Source organism: Streptomyces sp. NPDC093984 (genome assembly GCF_044764595.1).
In the GTDB taxonomy this organism is placed as follows: Bacteria; Actinomycetota; Actinomycetes; order Streptomycetales; family Streptomycetaceae; genus Streptomyces; species Streptomyces cynarae.
This window is the reverse complement of the sequence record NZ_JBIWIM010000001.1, coordinates 217,038-230,499: the sequence shown is the minus strand read 5'-3', so window position 1 is coordinate 230,499 and position 13,462 is coordinate 217,038. Positions and strand designations below refer to the sequence as shown.

The window sequence follows — 13,462 nt, the reverse complement described above, 5'->3', positions numbered from 1 at the left end:
CCGCACGAGGCCGTGCGGTTCACGAGTCACCGGCCAGGAAGGGGATGGGAAGGATGACCTACGTCATCGCGCAGCCCTGCGTCGACATCAAAGATCGGGCGTGTCTGATCGAATGCCCGGTCGATTGCATCTACGAGGGGGAGCGCACCCTGTACATCAACCCGTGGGAGTGCGTCGATTGCCACGCATGCGAGCCCGTCTGTCCCGTCGAGGCCATCTTCCACGAGGACGACCTGCCGGTGCACTGGGCGGTCTACCGATCCGTGAACGCCGAGTACTTCCAAGGAGCGCCCCAAGAACAGACCGGGTCAGGTGCTGCGCGGGGAGACCACGCACTGGTCGCGGCGCTGCCCCCGCAGAGCTCCGCCAAGAACGAACTGTCCGGCTTCACCGTCCGCAAGGAGGCGGCCGCCGACGCCGACCTGTGGTTCCCGTTCTGAAACGCGTCACCCACGACCGGAACCGCGGCGCCCATGGCGTCGAGCCCGCCACCAGGGCACCGCAGGGGTAGGTCAGGCACCCAGGGACAGCACGTAGGGGGTCAGCTTGGCAGGGTTCATCACCCACATGATCCGGTCGATGCCCGCCTCGGAGACGTCGACGCACAGCAGGGCCACGGCAGCTCCGTCCCGCGCGATCAGCACGGCAGGCCGACCGTTGGCCTCGACCCAGCGGATCTCGGCCTCCGGCCAGAAGCGGGGGGCGAAGGCCACCAGGTACCGGGAGACGCGGACGCGGCCGATGACGGGAATCTTGGACGCGCCACGGATCCCGCCACCGTCCGAGTAGCTGACGACGTCCGCGGTGAGGAGGTCCTCCAAAGTGGAGAGGTCTCCCGTACGCGCCGCGGCGAGGAAGACTTCGAGCAGACGCCGGTGCGCCGCCGGGCTGACGGGCTCCTTCCGCTCCGCACCCAGGTGCTTGCGGGCCCGGCTGACCAGTTGCCGGGCATTGGCCTCACCGGTCTCCAGGATGTCGGCGACCCGCTTGTAGGGGTAGTCGAACGCCTCCCGCAGCACATAGGCGGCGCGTTCGACCGGGTTGAGCTTCTCCATCACCAGCAGAACCGCCAGTTCGACGGCTTCGGCCCGTTCCGCCCCCAGGTGCGGGTCCTGCGTGGTGTCGACCGGCTCGGGAAGCCACGGTCCGACGTAAGACTCACGGCGCACTCGCGCGGACTGGGCCAGATTGATCGCGAGTCGGGCCGTGACCGTGGTCAGGAAGGCGACCGGTTCGTGGACCTCCGCACGATCGGTGTTCTGCCACCGCAGCCACGCCTCCTGCACAATGTCCTCGGCCTCGACCGCGCTGCCGAGGATGCGGTACGCGATACCGAACAGCCGCGGACGCGCCGAAAGGAAGTCCTGGAGTCCTCGGTCGAAGGCGTCAGAGTGGGGGCCGGCGCGCATGGATGGTCCCTTCTGGAATGTCGCCCATCATGCTACGCGCGAGCGGAGGGGTACGCGCTATGGGCCGCCTTCGCTCACGCTGACTCATCCGAGGCCCTCGCCCACACGGTGGCAATCAATGCGTACTGTTTCGTCCATTTCTTTCGCGGTGTGGCTCATCGGGGTTGTCACAGATGCGTCCCTCATCCGGTCACCAGTGGCGAACAACGTTCATGTCCACGGAAGGTGCGACTCTGTGTCGGACAACACGCCAACACCTGACCACTCCGGCCACGGTCACGGCGATCAGGAGGGGGGCGCCAGCTGGATGACGGCGATCCACTCCCAGGACGGGAACGCCCTGACGGATGCACGGACCCGATTCGTGGTGACCATGCTGTGCCCACCGGGCAAGCCCATGCTCGAACTGGTCGATGAGAAGGAACTGGTGGAGCGCGCGCACCTGCGGGCGCCCCGCCCTACCACCTGAGCAGGGCGCGGGTTCGGCGTGGGCACGCCCGTCGGCCTCGTGCACTGCATGCTGACGCTGCTCTTCGTCGTGGTGCTGGTCCATGGATGGGCACAGGACGTCCGGGCACCCAAGCTCGCACTGCGTTCCCGAGTGGACCAGCTGTTGCACGCCGTCATGGCTCTGTCCATGGCCGCCATGCCCTGGGTCACCATCCACGCGGTGGCAGGGGGACTCCTGAGCGGTGTCTTCACAGTCGCCGCGTTGTGGTTCCTCCTGCCTGCCGACCGCCGAGCAGGCAACCGTGCAGCGGCGGTCGTCCACCGGTTGCCTCGTGCGGCCGGCATGGCCGCGATGGCCTGGATGTTGCGCACGCCGCACACGGGGACGGCACACGACCATCTGCACGGAGCGCTGCCGGCATCCGGTCCCATCCTGCTCAACGGCCAGGAGGCCGGCCATCTGCCCAGCGGTTCCGCGATCACCCTGTCGCTGGCGTCGTATCTGCTGGCATGCGCGCTCTGGTCGCTGACCCGCCCCATGCCCACGCTGCGATCAGCCGTGAGTACCGCGCGTCGGGCCGCGGCGGCCACGCCCTTGCGGCACATCGATGACGGGGCGATGGCTCTCGGTACGGCCGTGATGCTGGTGCTTCCCCACTGATCGCCGCACGTGAGTGGGCACGGCAGGCGGCAGGCCAGATGCCTCCTTCCGACCGCCAGGACCTCCTTCGGACCGCCTCGCAGGAGACGGAACGAGCCGTCCGCGGTCACGCCGGACGTGACCGCGGACGCTGAGCCTAGAGGGCCAAGGTGATGGTCGTCGGCGTTCCCTGCCAGGCCATCCTCGCGTAGGGGCACAGCGAGTTGGCTTTCTCCAGCAGGTCAGTGGCGACGGCGGGGTCGACGCCGGGCCACTTCACGACCACATCCACGTGGAGGAGGTATCCCCCGTCGTCGGGGTCCCGCCCGAAGGCGACGGTGGCGTCGACCGAGAGGGTGGCGGGATCCAGGTCCTCCTGCCGGGCCACCAGGCTCAGAGCCCCGTGGTAGCAGGCTGCGAAGCCGGCGGCGAACAGTTGCTCCGGATTGGTGCCCTGCCTCTCCCCTCCGAGTTCGGCGGGCATGCGCAGATCGAGGTCCAGGGCCCCGTCCGACGACCGGGCTCTGCCCGATGCCCGGCCGTGCGACACCGCGCCGCCGTGTACGGTCACGGTGGTGGTGTAGATGGCGGAGAACGCGTCCCCGACGTAGTCCTTCTCGACGGACAGGTCGGGCAACCCGATCGGTTCTGTCACGGCATGACTCCCGCGTCCTCGCGGTGTGCGCCGGAGGGCATGTGGACAAACGTGGTGCCTCCCGGTGCGATGTGCCGTCGGCGGACCGGGTGACGCACCCGGCCGCGAGTGCGGGCCGCCGTGCCGCTCATGACCATCCTCACTCTGTCTTCCTCACACGCTGCGGGATGCGGGACGACTGGTAGACCGACGAGCCGCACCGGGTGTGACAGGCAAGCGGTCATGACGGGCGTCCGAAGACGGCCTTGCTCCGCATCAGGAAGTCCGAGAGATAGCTGTCGTGGGGTACGCCCGGAGCCATCGCGTAGGTCGGCTGATCGCCGACATACAGATTGGCGATGGTGGGTTCGGCGAGCAGGGCTTCCAACAGGTCCCTGTCACGCGTCAGCGCCGACAGCACGAGTGTGTCGCGCAGGGGTGCCACGCCGTCCGACCGCGACCAGGGAGCGACCCAGACACATGGGAACGGCAGTTCGGTGCGTAGCTGGACCGCATGGGCGCTCTCGGTCTGGTGCACGGCGGGGCGCAGCACGGCACTGCCGTCTCCCAGATCGTCGGCGATTCCCTCTCCGCCGAGCCAAGCGTGTGTCCCCGCAGACACGGTCTTCAGGTACGCGCTGAGGGCGTGCGCCCGCTCCTGCGGGAGGACCGGCAGCAGCGCCCTCTCGTCCTGCGGAGGGAGGCTGGGCCAAACCGACAAGCGCGCCGCGATGGCTTCGGCGAGAGGTGCCGGGTCGCCCTCGACGAGGATCGCGGTGGCGTTGACACACGCGGTTCCGCCCTCGCCGGCGACGGAGGCGACGATGGTGTCCACGTGGTCGCGCCAGTCGGTGTCCGCAGTGATGAGGATCTTCGACCGGCCCGGACCCTGCGGCAGGACCCTCGCGTCGTGCGCGTACATGGCGACCACGTCGTCGCCGCCGTACACCACAGCCCGGTCGGCGCCGCGGACCACCGTATCGGCGGTCCGGTGGTCGGTGGGCAGGAGCATGAGCTGGTCGTCCCGTACCCCCGCTCGGCGCAGCGCCGCGACAAGCCGGTACGGGGTGAAGGGCTCACGTCTGGACGGGCGGACGGCGACGCGGTAACCCAACGCCAGTGCCTCCAGCCACACACGGTGCACGCCGGGGTGGTTGCCGGACGCGTTGACGGCAAACACATCGCCCCGACGCGCCCACACCGTATGGGTCTCGTGGACGGCGGGGTCGCTCAGGCCGCCGGCCGCGCCTCGCGGTCTGCCCCGGTCGGCGGACGAAGGGGCTTGCCGTACGAAGTGCGCCGTGCCCCTGGTGGCGGCGCGCACCACCGCGAGAGGAGTACCCGAGGTCCGGCTCACGAGACGTTCGTACTCCCTCACGCTCAGACCCCCCACCGTGCCCGCGGCGAATGCTTCTCCGGCCGCGGCGAACAAGCCTTCGAGGTCGGCTGCGGGTATCGGCGGGGCCTGCCGCAGGGCGGCCGTCGCCCGGGACACGAACACCGGTGGGACGAGGCTCAGTCGTGCGGTCTCGGCCCCGGTCACGTCCGTAACCGTGCTGGAAACTCGGGTGCGGTAGGCCCCGCGAGGGCCCAGGGCGTCAAGGTACACGGGATCAGTCGTACGTACGGGAGGCATCAGTAGACGCCTTCGATCACCGTTTCGCCCTTGACCGTGGCAACCGGCGCCACATCGGCGACGGCGTCACCGACGTGGCCTTCGGCCGGGCGGACCCGCAACGCGGTGTCCCGCTCCCAGTTGTTGGGAATCAGCATGGACTTGCTGACGTGGCTGACCACCACCCGGCCCCGCTCACCCTCCGCCACTTGTTCCCCTGTGTCGGGATCCACGACGGACAGGAAGACGTAGGGGGACACCGGGTCGAACACGCAGGGCTCCGACTCCGTGAGACCGACCCTCTCCACAAGCGCGGTGAGCATCATGGTGTTGCCGTACATGCCGATCACCGGCACGTCGGGAAAGACGTCCGACCTCAGCAGGTCCCGAGTGTCAGGATCCATGTGGGTGCCGCCCCAGATGATCGCTTTGGCGCTGCCGTTGATGATCTCGACGAGTTCGTCCTCCCGGGCGAAGCGCTCCAACAGCGGGGTGGTGGCCGCGATGACGCCGATGTCCTGGCTGAGCAGGATGCGCCGGCACTGATCGACGATGTGGTCGGTGTACGCGTCGACCTCGTCGCGTCGGCCGGAGGCGACCAGTTTCCTGACCCACCTGGGGTCCATGTCGACACCCAGGCCCGGGCTGCCGAGGCCCGCCGCGGCACGTTGCAGCACGTCGCCCACGAGGTGCGGGCCCGTGGGGGCCACGGTCAGCCAGAGAGCACCGACGGGGAGGCCGTGGTCCTTGAGGCGACGGCCCACCTGTTCCGTTCCGTGCCGCATCCAATCGTCCATCTGGACGACGCGCTTGGGCGCTCCGGTCGTCCCCCCGCTGTCGAACACGTTCAGGAGCCGGGCTTGGGATCCATAGCCGCGGGGGATGAGATCCGTCACCCGTGCCTCCCGCAGTTCGTCCGTCAGATCGGGGAAGAGCGACAGGTCCTGCACACCCTTGACATCGTGTCGAGGGTCGAAGGCGAGCCGCTCGGCCCGGTCCAGCCAGTACCGGGACCCGGTCTCGGGCGTGAAGTGCCACTGCATGGCCGCCCTGACGAACTCGTCGGGGTCCACCCCGTCGAAGGGGCCGGCATCCAGAATGGTCGATGAGCCGAACGGCATGGAACCGCCTTTCTCGAAGTCGGTGGGGCCGGACGCGCGAGCCGTGCTCCCCGGGAGGTTCGGCGCGCCCACCCTGCCCTCGCAGACAAGACCGCGGACCCTCGGCGTATGTGACAGCGCAAAGGTGGGGCGTGCGTCAGGTCCTGCCGGCGAAATCCATGCCCCTCTCCTTCGAAGACCGGTATTCGTACGGCACCGCGTGCCGGGAAAGAGCACGGGTGAAGACCTCTGCCCGCCAGGGTGGGCACACGACGTCGTCGAGGCCCCGCAACAGCAGGAGCGGTACGTCCATCCGGTCGATATGGGGAACGGGAGACCTTTCACGACAGAGGTCCGTCAGAGGTCCTTGACGGCGGCCCAGGGCCACGGTACTCGATGCCCCTGCACAGTGTGTCGGCCAGGCAGAGAACCCATGCGGGCCCTTCTTGTTCGGGGTCGACGGGGTGCAGGGTGCCCCGACGGGGCGCCAGCCGCCAGCTGCTTGACCGGCAAGGTGCAATCAGTGTGACAACATAGGCTGCGATAGTGTTTTCGTTACTCTCCATGGCGGATCTCTTCTCCACGCCGTGCCACGAGGGTGCGTCACGAGCGAAGGGATGGCCATGGCTGAGCTGTTCTACGACGCAGACGCCGACCTGTCCGTCATCCAGGGCCGGAAGGTCGCGGTCATCGGTTACGGCAGCCAGGGCGACGCCCACGCGCTGTCGCTGCGTGACTCCGGCCTCGACGTCCGCGTCGGCCTGCACGAGCGCTCCAGTTCCAAGGCGAAAGCCGAGGAGCAGGGCCTGCGCGTGGTGACGGCGGCCGAGGCCGCCGCCGAGGCCGACGTCATCATGATCCTGGTCCCGGACCCGATCCAGGGCGAGGTCTACGAGAAGCACATCGACGGCATGGAAGAGAACCGCTGATGACAACACTGCACGTCACTCTGCTCGGCGCGATCCGCGAGCTGAGTGCCGCACCGCTGCCTGCCGTTGTGTCCGCTCACAGCGGCCGTTCCCTGCGCCGCTTTGCTTTGGAGCTCCACGTGCCGCACGAACGGCATGAAGAGCTGGATACCGAGCTTCGAGCCGCCGCCGCGCCCGAGGGAAAGCACCTCCAAGGCACCGACGCCGCTTGGCGGGTGGCGGAAGGATGGACCGTCGCTTCCCACGGACGACGACCCGAGATCTACAAGTACCAGGTGGAGATCCAGGAGGTCGAGGATCCGGCGCAGTCCGGCGCCCTCGCTCCTAGCGGCGACACATCAGCCGCAGATGGAAAGGCGTCAGTCCGCGAAAGTTCCGTTGCCATGGAATTCAAACTGGAAGTCGTTGTCCTGCCCGTCTCCGACGTCGATCGGTCCAAGGCGTTCTATGAAGCGGTCGGCTTTCGCCTGGATGCCGACTATCTCGACGACGACTCCTATCGCGTGGTGCACATGACGCCCCCAGGATCCCCTTGCTCGATCCTGTTCGGGACCGGGGTCACCACGGCCACTCCGGGCTCGGCGCAGGGTCTCCATCTCGTCGTCTCCGACATCGAGAAAGCCTGCCGGGAACTCGATGGGAGGGGAATCGAGACGGGAGGGATATTCCACGACACGAGCGAGGTGTTTCACCGTTGCACCGACGAGAAGCGAGTCGGCGGACCTGATCCACAGCGCCGTGACTATCGCTCGTACGCCGAGTTCAGCGACCCGGACGGCAACGGATGGGTGCTGCAGGAGGTGCCGGCCCGGAACTGAGGATGCCGCGCAGGCGCTGGAGGGTCTCGGCGATCGATTCGATGTGCTCGTGCACCGCGTGCACGGCCCCGTGCAGCACAGTGTGGTGCTCTTCACCGACGGCCTCTACGAGGGCCGCACCGCCCGCGGACGGCTCGGCGTAGAGGGACTGCTGAGCGTCGCGGCTCGGCACACGCACCTGGAGTCCCAAAAATGCGTCGACGCCCCGGTACGCGGAGCTTCGCTGCTGGCCGCTCCGTTCGGGGGACTGGTGGACGACGTGGCCGTCCTTCACCTTGCCTGCGATCGGCGGGGCCAGGCCTGATTTCCTGGATCTCAGCGGCGTACAAGGCTCTCGCACATACAACTGGTTCCTACCCCCCAAGCGCTCTCCAGCGCTCGATCAACGGCTTGATGATGGGCGAAGCGAGACACTCGCGACGGCTCCATCAGCCGGCCGTGCGCCCGGCCCTGCCGCGGATGATGGGCGGCGGCGGTCTGACGTAGCGTGCCGAAGGCCACGGACGCGCCGATGGCGAGCAGCCCCGCGCGCAGCGGCATGGCACGGTTGAACGCCGTTTCGAACACGGTCTGCGCGTGGATAGGAGTCCGGGCCCATCCCTACCACCAGCGGCAGCGCCGCCACGGAGACCAGTCCTGCCGCACGGGCCGCGGCCTTGTCGATGCCGCTGGCCAGGCCCGCGGCGCCGCGTCGGCCGCCAGCGCCGAGTACTTCGGACTCCGGGACGTGGCGCAGCTCCACGGGCACGCACACGAGCGCGGGTGGGATCGTCAGCAGGAAGGTCCAGCGCCATCCGGGGCCGTCCGCCAGCCGGCCGCCGGGAAACGGTCCGATTGCCGCACCGATGCCGCCGAATCCCGGCCACAGGCCGATCGCGCGCGGCCGGTCGTCCGGGTGGAGCGAGGCTTCGATGATCGCCAGTGATCCGGGGGGAAGCAGCGCTCCGCCGATGCCTTGCAGTGGACGGGCGGCGATCAGCGTAGTGGTGTCGGGAGCCAGGCCGCACAGCAGAGTCGTCGCCGATGTGCGGCGGCGCGACGTCGGTGGCGATCGAGCCGGGCAGGACGACGCTGGAGCCGAGCACGATGGCCAGGAGCGTCCATCGGCCGCGGGCAATGGCGATGCGAACGGAGGCCGGGTCGCCCATCGTGTCGACGGTGGTGATGTGGGGCAGGCGCGGGTGTGCCAGGAGTCCGTCCCCTGCTCGGTGGGCCGGAGCGAGCAGGAGACGGACGGGGGCCGGAGCGGCGGTGCCAGCCGAACATGCCCGGCTTGCAGCCGCCGGCGGGCTGCCGGTTGATGACGTTGATGCGGTTGTAGGCGTTGATGACGGCGATCAGCGAGATCAGTGCGGCGAGCTGGTCGTCGTCGTAGTGCTTCGCGGCGTTCGCCCAGACCTCGTCCGACACCCCGCCGGAGGCGTCGGCGAGACGGGTGCCCTGCTCGGTCAGCTCCAGCGCCGCGCGCTCGGCCTCGGTGAAGACCGTGGCCTCACGCGAACACGGCCACCAGGTTGGCCGTGTTCGCGTGTGATCCGGAGCCGTGAGCCCCGGTACATCCCGCTACTGCTGTGCGCTCCAGTCGGCGAAGTGCGTCTCGCCGATCCGTGCGTCGGGACCGGGGAGGAGATCGGACTCCTTGAGGGCGGCGCCCCAGTAGAGGCCCTTCGGGTCCGTCACGACCGTCCGAGGGTCGTTGTGGACGGCGAGGCCCTTGCGGATGAAATCCTCGAGCGTGAAAGTGTCCGGGCCGGCGACCTCGACGATCCCGTTGACCGGTGTGCCGACAGCTGTGCGGCCCACGGCTGCAGCCACGTCACCGGAGTAGATGGGCTGGATCTTGATTGGGGCGACGGAGACGGTGTCGCCGTCGGTCGCCGAGTCCGCAAGGGTCTTGGCGAACTCGAAGAACTGGGTGGCGTGCACGATCGAGTACGGAATTCCGGAGTCCCTGATCATGTCTTCCTGAACCTGCTTGGCGCGGAAGTATCCGCTCTCCTGGAGGCGATCGGTGCCCACCACGGACAGTGCCACGTGGTGGCTCACGCCGGCGTCGGCCTCCGCGGCGAGCAGGTTGGCCGTGGAGGCGCGGAAGAACTCCATGACGGCGTCGTCGTCGAAGGAAGGAGAGTTCGAGACGTCGACGACGACCGAGGCGCCCTTCAGCGCGTCGGCCAGGCCCTCGCCCGTGACCGTGTTGACTCCGGTGTTCGGCGCGGCGGCCACCGCTTCGTGACCATGTTCGTTGAGCTTGGAGACGACCTTGGAACCGATGAGTCCGGTCCCACCGATCACGACGACCTTCATAGGTTTCCCCTTAACTTTTTCTCGCCGGTGCCTCGCGTGTCTGCGGTGGGCCGACCGAGGGCACCGGCCACGACTGCTCGTTTCCCTCCTGACAAGACGGGGGCTCGATGTGTGACACGGCGGCACACAACGCCTTTCGTCGCCCCGGGATCGGCCCTTGCACGGAGGGCCTGTCATCGGCTGAGACGTCCTGCGGCGATATCGGTGGGGACGGATGGCACAGTTTCGCGGCACCCCGGCCGTCGGGGACCACACCAGGTTGACTCCCCGGTCCGGGTCGACCGCGGGTAGTCGGACCGATGGTGGCAGTCTCGCACCTGGGGCGGCACCGCGCAGGCCCGCATGGCCGGAACACCGTCCCGGCGCGCGGTGTGACGATCGTCAGGCCCGCCGGAACCGGGCCGGTGAAGGTCTGCGGCACCAGCTACCCGGACGCCGCCGAGATCCCCGGCGGCCTCTCGCCGTCCACCCAGGCACCCCTGAGCCTGTACGCCGTACCGGCCGAGCAGGCCTGTGTCTCCACGGCCGCTCCCCGCCGGACCACCGACTACTTCCCGTCGGCCGGTTACAAGGTCGTCTCCGTTGCCGAGAAGATGTACGCCGTCGAGTACGGCCACCGTACGTCCCTGGTCCATGAGGCGACCTGAGGGCGAGCAACCGCTCGCACGGCGGACGCCGACCCGGACGGCTCACACGTGCCCCGCGTCGTGTCACACCGAGTGGTGCCGACCGGTCTAGGAGGGTAACCGAGAGGAACAGAGGACACCGTGCGTGAGATCTTGATCGTGGGTGGTGGCTATGCGGGTTTCTACACCGCCTGGGGCCTGGAGAAGAAGCTGCGACGGGGGGAGGCACACGTCACCGTGGTCGACCCTCGTCCCTACATGACGTATCAGCCGTTCCTGCCCGAGGTGGTCGCCGGGTCGGTGGAGGCCCGTCATGCCGCGATCTCGCTCCGCCGGCATCTGCGCCGGACCCGTCTGATCGCGGGCGCCGTGACGGAGATCCGCAACAGCGCGCGCACGGTCACGGTCCGACCGGAGACCGGGCCGGCGTTCGACCTCCACTACGACGTGCTGGTGGTGACGGCGGGAGCCGTCACCCGTACCTTCCCGATCCCGGGGCTGAGCGATCAGGCGTACGGGCTCAAGCATGTCGAGGAGGCCGTGGCGATCCGCGACCGGCTGCTCACGTCGTTCGACCGCGCGGCGACTCTGCCGCGCGGGCCCGAACGCAGCAAGCTGCTCACCGTCACTGTCGTCGGCGGTGGCTTTTCCGGCGTCGAGGGCTTCGGCGAGCTGTTGGGCCTGGCGACCGCGTTGCTCAAGCGCTATCCGGAGATCGGCGCGGAAGAACTGTCTTTCCATCTGATCGAGGCGCGGGACCGTATTCTGCCCGAGGTCACCGACCGGCCGGGTGAGTGGGTGGTGCGCTCACTGGAGAAGCGGGGTGCACGGGTGCATCTGAACACCCAGCTCGTCTCGGCGAAGGACGGACACGTCTTGCTGTCGGACGGAGAGGAGTACGACTGCGGTCTGCTGGTGTGGACGGCGGGCAACGCCTCCAACCCGATCGTGCACAACCACACCGACCTCCCCGTCGACGAACGGGGCCTGCTGACCGTGCGTGCGGATCTGCGGGTCAGTACGGCCACCGACGTGGTGGCGGATGTCTGGGCGGCCGGCGACGACGCCTCGGTGCCCGATCTCGCGGCCGGACGGCCGGACGCCCGTACCGTCCCCAACGCACAGCACGCCGTCCGCCAGGGCAGACATCTGGCGAAGAACATAGTGGCGTCACTGCGCGGCCGGCCGACCAAGGACTATGTGCACCGCAGTCTGGGGGTGGTGGCCACGCTGGGGCTGGGCCGGGGCATCTTCCAGTACCGACGCCTGGTCATCAAGGGCTTCCCGGCCTGGTTGATGCACCGGGGCTACCACGTGCTGGCCATACCGAGCTGGGAGCGCAAGGCCCGGGTGTTCGCCGTGTGGGCCACCGCCGCCCTCTACGGCCGAGACATCGTCTCTCTCGTCTCGGTGCAGCACCCGAGGGAGGCCTTCGTCGCCGGCGGAGAACCACGCCGGAGCGAGAAGCCCACGGAGGACCGCGATCGGCTCACGGCGTGACCCGGCGGTAGAGACCCCGGCCGGTACGGCGGACGCGGGAGGTGCCGACCAGCCGGTCGAGCGTGCTCCGGACGGCATTGATGCTGCCGCTGCCGCTGCCGCTGCCGCTGCCGCTGCCGCTGCCGCTGCCGCTGCCGCTGTCGGCGTCGGCAGCGGCGTGGCCGGCAACCGCTCGGCTCTCGTCGGTGTCCTCGGCCGTGTCAGCGACAGGCACGGATGGCGTGGGCGCCGGTTCGACCGGCGGCACAACTCGGCCTGGGCCGCGGCTGGCGGGGCCGCCCGATGCCGTCGGCGCCGTCACCCGGCCGGCACCGGGGGTGCTACCCGGACATCACAGGGAGCGGCCCACGCCGGTCGAGAACGGAGCGGGCGGGTGGCGGGGAGAACACATCGTTCAGGGCTACGACGCACCGACTCGGCCCGCGCGGTCCGTCAGGGACGATCCGTTGTCGAGCGATCGAGCCCGGTGTCGCTTCCCTCGCCCGAACGCGCCTCGCCATCGGCGGGCCCGGCCGCCGAGCCCCGCAAGCGCTTGAGCGTCGCGGAGACCGCGTCGATGCGGGCGTCCACCGCGTCGATCGCTTCTCGGAGCAGGCTCAGCCGTCCTTCGAGGAGGGCGGCCTCCGCGGCGAGCGACGCGGTGGCGACGGCGGGATCGGTCTGCCGGTCAGTGCTTCGAGGCATGCTCTCGTCCTTCCTCAGCTTGTGCCGGAGGTCAGTGGACGGGTTTCTCTCGAACAGCGATCGCTCGCTACGCATCGGCTGACGTGTGTCCCTGCCATGCTCCTCCTCCTTCGCTGCGGGGCCCGGGCGGATACCGCCGCCGGCCGTCGACACCGCATTGACCGGGCAGTGAGGGGAGTTGTGACAGCCGCTCGGGCAGCTGCTCCGTTACGGCAATTCGCAGCCGGGATCCGGAGCGTCCTGGGAGAAGGGGGCGCCGTGTGGCAGGACGTAGAGGACGTCCAGGACGAGGTCCGTCGTGCCACGGTTCTCGCCGACATGCACATGGTCCGCGCCCGGCGGCTCCTTCAGGAAGCTGCCCTTCTTGTACACGCCGTCGGACGCGCACGTGGCATCGAAGTGGCTCAGGACTCCCTGCTTGACGTAGGCGTACAGGTAGCCGTCGTGGTAGTGCCACCCGGTCGCCTGGCCGGGGGGAATGGTGATCTCACGCAGGATGTAGTCATGATCACCGATGGTCTGCTGGGCGAGGATCTTGCCGCTGACGCCAGGACCGGCCGGCGTCGCCTGGGCGACACCCGGGGTGAGCGAAAGCCCTATGAGTGCGGCTCCGACGGCAGCTGCACGCAACGTATTGCGCATGATGATTCCCTCCGGAAGGCGAGGAAGACGAGTATGTGAGGAGCCGCCCGGGGTAAGTGGACTTCAAGGGCGGCCTGTTTCACTCACACTGTATTGCCCTTGATCGTG

General features: G+C 68.8%; 15 protein-coding genes and 4 pseudogenes. 8 read left to right on the top strand and 11 right to left on the bottom strand.

Annotation, left to right across the window (positions count from 1 at the left end):
- Window positions 1-53: 53 nt before the first annotated feature.
- Window positions 54-362: pseudogene (gene fdxA, locus ACIRC0_RS01075) on the top strand (ferredoxin); the annotation flags it as partial.
- 150 nt (window positions 363-512) lie between these two features.
- Here fdxA and ACIRC0_RS01070 read toward each other — a convergent pair.
- Window positions 513-1,409 carry an RNA polymerase sigma-70 factor gene (locus tag ACIRC0_RS01070; RefSeq protein WP_403609561.1) on the bottom strand — a complete coding sequence of 299 codons (897 nt, stop codon included), beginning with the start codon at window positions 1,407-1,409 and terminating at the stop codon, window positions 513-515.
- 310 nt (window positions 1,410-1,719) lie between these two features.
- Between ACIRC0_RS01070 and ACIRC0_RS01065 the strand changes: the two are divergent.
- A pseudogene (locus tag ACIRC0_RS01065) lies at window positions 1,720-1,878 on the top strand (cupin domain-containing protein); the annotation flags it as partial.
- Between the two features lie 18 nt (window positions 1,879-1,896).
- On the top strand, window positions 1,897-2,520 hold the full coding sequence (locus ACIRC0_RS01060) for a DUF5134 domain-containing protein (protein WP_403609559.1): 624 nt from the start codon (window positions 1,897-1,899) through the stop codon (window positions 2,518-2,520).
- A gap of 136 nt (window positions 2,521-2,656) precedes the next feature.
- On the opposite strand, the gene ACIRC0_RS01055 is transcribed toward ACIRC0_RS01060, so the two are convergent.
- From ACIRC0_RS01055 to ACIRC0_RS01040, 4 genes are all read right to left on the bottom strand, one after another.
- Window positions 2,657-3,154 carry an Ohr family peroxiredoxin gene (locus ACIRC0_RS01055; protein WP_403609556.1) on the bottom strand — a complete coding sequence of 166 codons (498 nt, stop codon included), beginning with the start codon at window positions 3,152-3,154 and terminating at the stop codon, window positions 2,657-2,659.
- Between the two features lie 220 nt (window positions 3,155-3,374).
- Entirely contained in the window at window positions 3,375-4,769 is a 1,395-nt protein-coding gene (locus tag ACIRC0_RS01050; RefSeq protein ID WP_403609553.1) for an aldehyde dehydrogenase family protein, read from the bottom strand.
- Window positions 4,769-5,869, bottom strand: a complete 1,101-nt coding sequence (locus tag ACIRC0_RS01045) for a phenazine antibiotic biosynthesis protein (protein ID WP_403609550.1) — start codon at window positions 5,867-5,869, stop codon at window positions 4,769-4,771. The genes ACIRC0_RS01050 and ACIRC0_RS01045 overlap by 1 nt, the downstream gene beginning before the upstream one ends.
- A 136-nt stretch (window positions 5,870-6,005) precedes the next feature.
- Window positions 6,006-6,236, bottom strand: coding sequence for an alpha/beta hydrolase family protein (locus tag ACIRC0_RS01040; RefSeq protein ID WP_403609549.1), 231 nt, complete (start codon window positions 6,234-6,236; stop codon window positions 6,006-6,008).
- Between the two features lie 235 nt (window positions 6,237-6,471).
- On the opposite strand from ACIRC0_RS01040, the pseudogene ACIRC0_RS01035 reads away from it, so the two are divergent.
- The 3 genes and pseudogenes from ACIRC0_RS01035 to ACIRC0_RS01025 form a co-directional block, all read left to right on the top strand.
- Window positions 6,472-6,753: pseudogene (locus ACIRC0_RS01035) on the top strand (NAD(P)-dependent oxidoreductase); the annotation flags it as partial.
- A gap of 407 nt (window positions 6,754-7,160) precedes the next feature.
- Window positions 7,161-7,595 carry a VOC family protein gene (locus ACIRC0_RS01030; RefSeq protein ID WP_403612615.1) on the top strand — a complete coding sequence of 145 codons (435 nt, stop codon included), beginning with the start codon at window positions 7,161-7,163 and terminating at the stop codon, window positions 7,593-7,595.
- Entirely contained in the window at window positions 7,516-7,899 is a 384-nt protein-coding gene (locus ACIRC0_RS01025; RefSeq protein WP_403609547.1) for a SpoIIE family protein phosphatase, read from the top strand. The genes ACIRC0_RS01030 and ACIRC0_RS01025 overlap by 80 nt, the downstream gene beginning before the upstream one ends.
- Before the next feature lie 78 nt (window positions 7,900-7,977).
- Here the strand turns inward: ACIRC0_RS01025 and ACIRC0_RS01020 are convergent, their stop codons facing one another.
- The 3 genes and pseudogenes from ACIRC0_RS01020 to ACIRC0_RS01010 form a co-directional block, all read right to left on the bottom strand.
- The gene (locus ACIRC0_RS01020; protein ID WP_403609545.1) at window positions 7,978-8,712 is read right to left on the bottom strand and encodes an MFS transporter; all 735 of its coding nucleotides are present in this window, start codon (window positions 8,710-8,712) and stop codon (window positions 7,978-7,980) included.
- A gap of 140 nt (window positions 8,713-8,852) precedes the next feature.
- A pseudogene (locus tag ACIRC0_RS01015) lies at window positions 8,853-9,092 on the bottom strand (carboxymuconolactone decarboxylase family protein); the annotation flags it as partial.
- A 66-nt stretch (window positions 9,093-9,158) separates the two neighbouring features.
- Window positions 9,159-9,902: an SDR family oxidoreductase gene (locus ACIRC0_RS01010; RefSeq protein ID WP_403609542.1), complete on the bottom strand. Its 744-nt coding sequence runs from the start codon at window positions 9,900-9,902 to the stop codon at window positions 9,159-9,161.
- Between the two features lie 371 nt (window positions 9,903-10,273).
- Here ACIRC0_RS01010 and ACIRC0_RS01005 point away from each other — a divergent pair, with 371 nt between their 5' ends.
- Both ACIRC0_RS01005 and ACIRC0_RS01000 read left to right on the top strand, forming a co-directional pair.
- Window positions 10,274-10,549, top strand: a complete 276-nt coding sequence (locus ACIRC0_RS01005) for a hypothetical protein (RefSeq protein ID WP_403609540.1) — start codon at window positions 10,274-10,276, stop codon at window positions 10,547-10,549.
- A 120-nt stretch (window positions 10,550-10,669) separates the two neighbouring features.
- Window positions 10,670-12,028 carry an NAD(P)/FAD-dependent oxidoreductase gene (locus ACIRC0_RS01000; protein WP_403609537.1) on the top strand — a complete coding sequence of 453 codons (1,359 nt, stop codon included), beginning with the start codon at window positions 10,670-10,672 and terminating at the stop codon, window positions 12,026-12,028.
- On the opposite strand, the gene ACIRC0_RS00995 is transcribed toward ACIRC0_RS01000, so the two are convergent.
- The 3 genes from ACIRC0_RS00995 to ACIRC0_RS00985 all read right to left on the bottom strand — a co-directional run bounded on the left by ACIRC0_RS00995 (window position 12,018) and on the right by ACIRC0_RS00985 (window position 13,354).
- Window positions 12,018-12,242 carry a hypothetical protein gene (locus ACIRC0_RS00995; RefSeq protein WP_403609535.1) on the bottom strand — a complete coding sequence of 75 codons (225 nt, stop codon included), beginning with the start codon at window positions 12,240-12,242 and terminating at the stop codon, window positions 12,018-12,020. The two genes, ACIRC0_RS01000 and ACIRC0_RS00995, sit on opposite strands and share 11 nt — an antisense overlap.
- A 218-nt stretch (window positions 12,243-12,460) precedes the next feature.
- The gene (locus ACIRC0_RS00990; RefSeq protein ID WP_403609533.1) at window positions 12,461-12,712 is read right to left on the bottom strand and encodes a hypothetical protein; all 252 of its coding nucleotides are present in this window, start codon (window positions 12,710-12,712) and stop codon (window positions 12,461-12,463) included.
- 207 nt (window positions 12,713-12,919) lie between these two features.
- Window positions 12,920-13,354 carry a cupin domain-containing protein gene (locus ACIRC0_RS00985; protein ID WP_403609531.1) on the bottom strand — a complete coding sequence of 145 codons (435 nt, stop codon included), beginning with the start codon at window positions 13,352-13,354 and terminating at the stop codon, window positions 12,920-12,922.
- Window positions 13,355-13,462: the final 108 nt, after the last annotated feature.

Bases quoted from the DNA above. Each gene is read 5' to 3' on its own strand.
- ACIRC0_RS01070 (WP_403609561.1), bottom strand. From the start codon at position 1,409: ATGCGCGCCGGCCCCCACTCTGACGCCTTCGACCGAGGACTCCAGGAC.
- ACIRC0_RS01050 (WP_403609553.1), bottom strand. From the start codon at position 4,769: ATGCCTCCCGTACGTACGACTGATCCCGTGTACCTTGACGCCCTGGGC.
- ACIRC0_RS01045 (WP_403609550.1), bottom strand. From the start codon at position 5,869: ATGCCGTTCGGCTCATCGACCATTCTGGATGCCGGCCCCTTCGACGGG.
- ACIRC0_RS01030 (WP_403612615.1), top strand. From the start codon at position 7,161: ATGGAATTCAAACTGGAAGTCGTTGTCCTGCCCGTCTCCGACGTCGAT.
- ACIRC0_RS01010 (WP_403609542.1), bottom strand. From the start codon at position 9,902: ATGAAGGTCGTCGTGATCGGTGGGACCGGACTCATCGGTTCCAAGGTC.
- ACIRC0_RS00990 (WP_403609533.1), bottom strand. From the start codon at position 12,712: ATGCCTCGAAGCACTGACCGGCAGACCGATCCCGCCGTCGCCACCGCG.
- ACIRC0_RS00985 (WP_403609531.1), bottom strand. From the start codon at position 13,354: ATGCGCAATACGTTGCGTGCAGCTGCCGTCGGAGCCGCACTCATAGGG.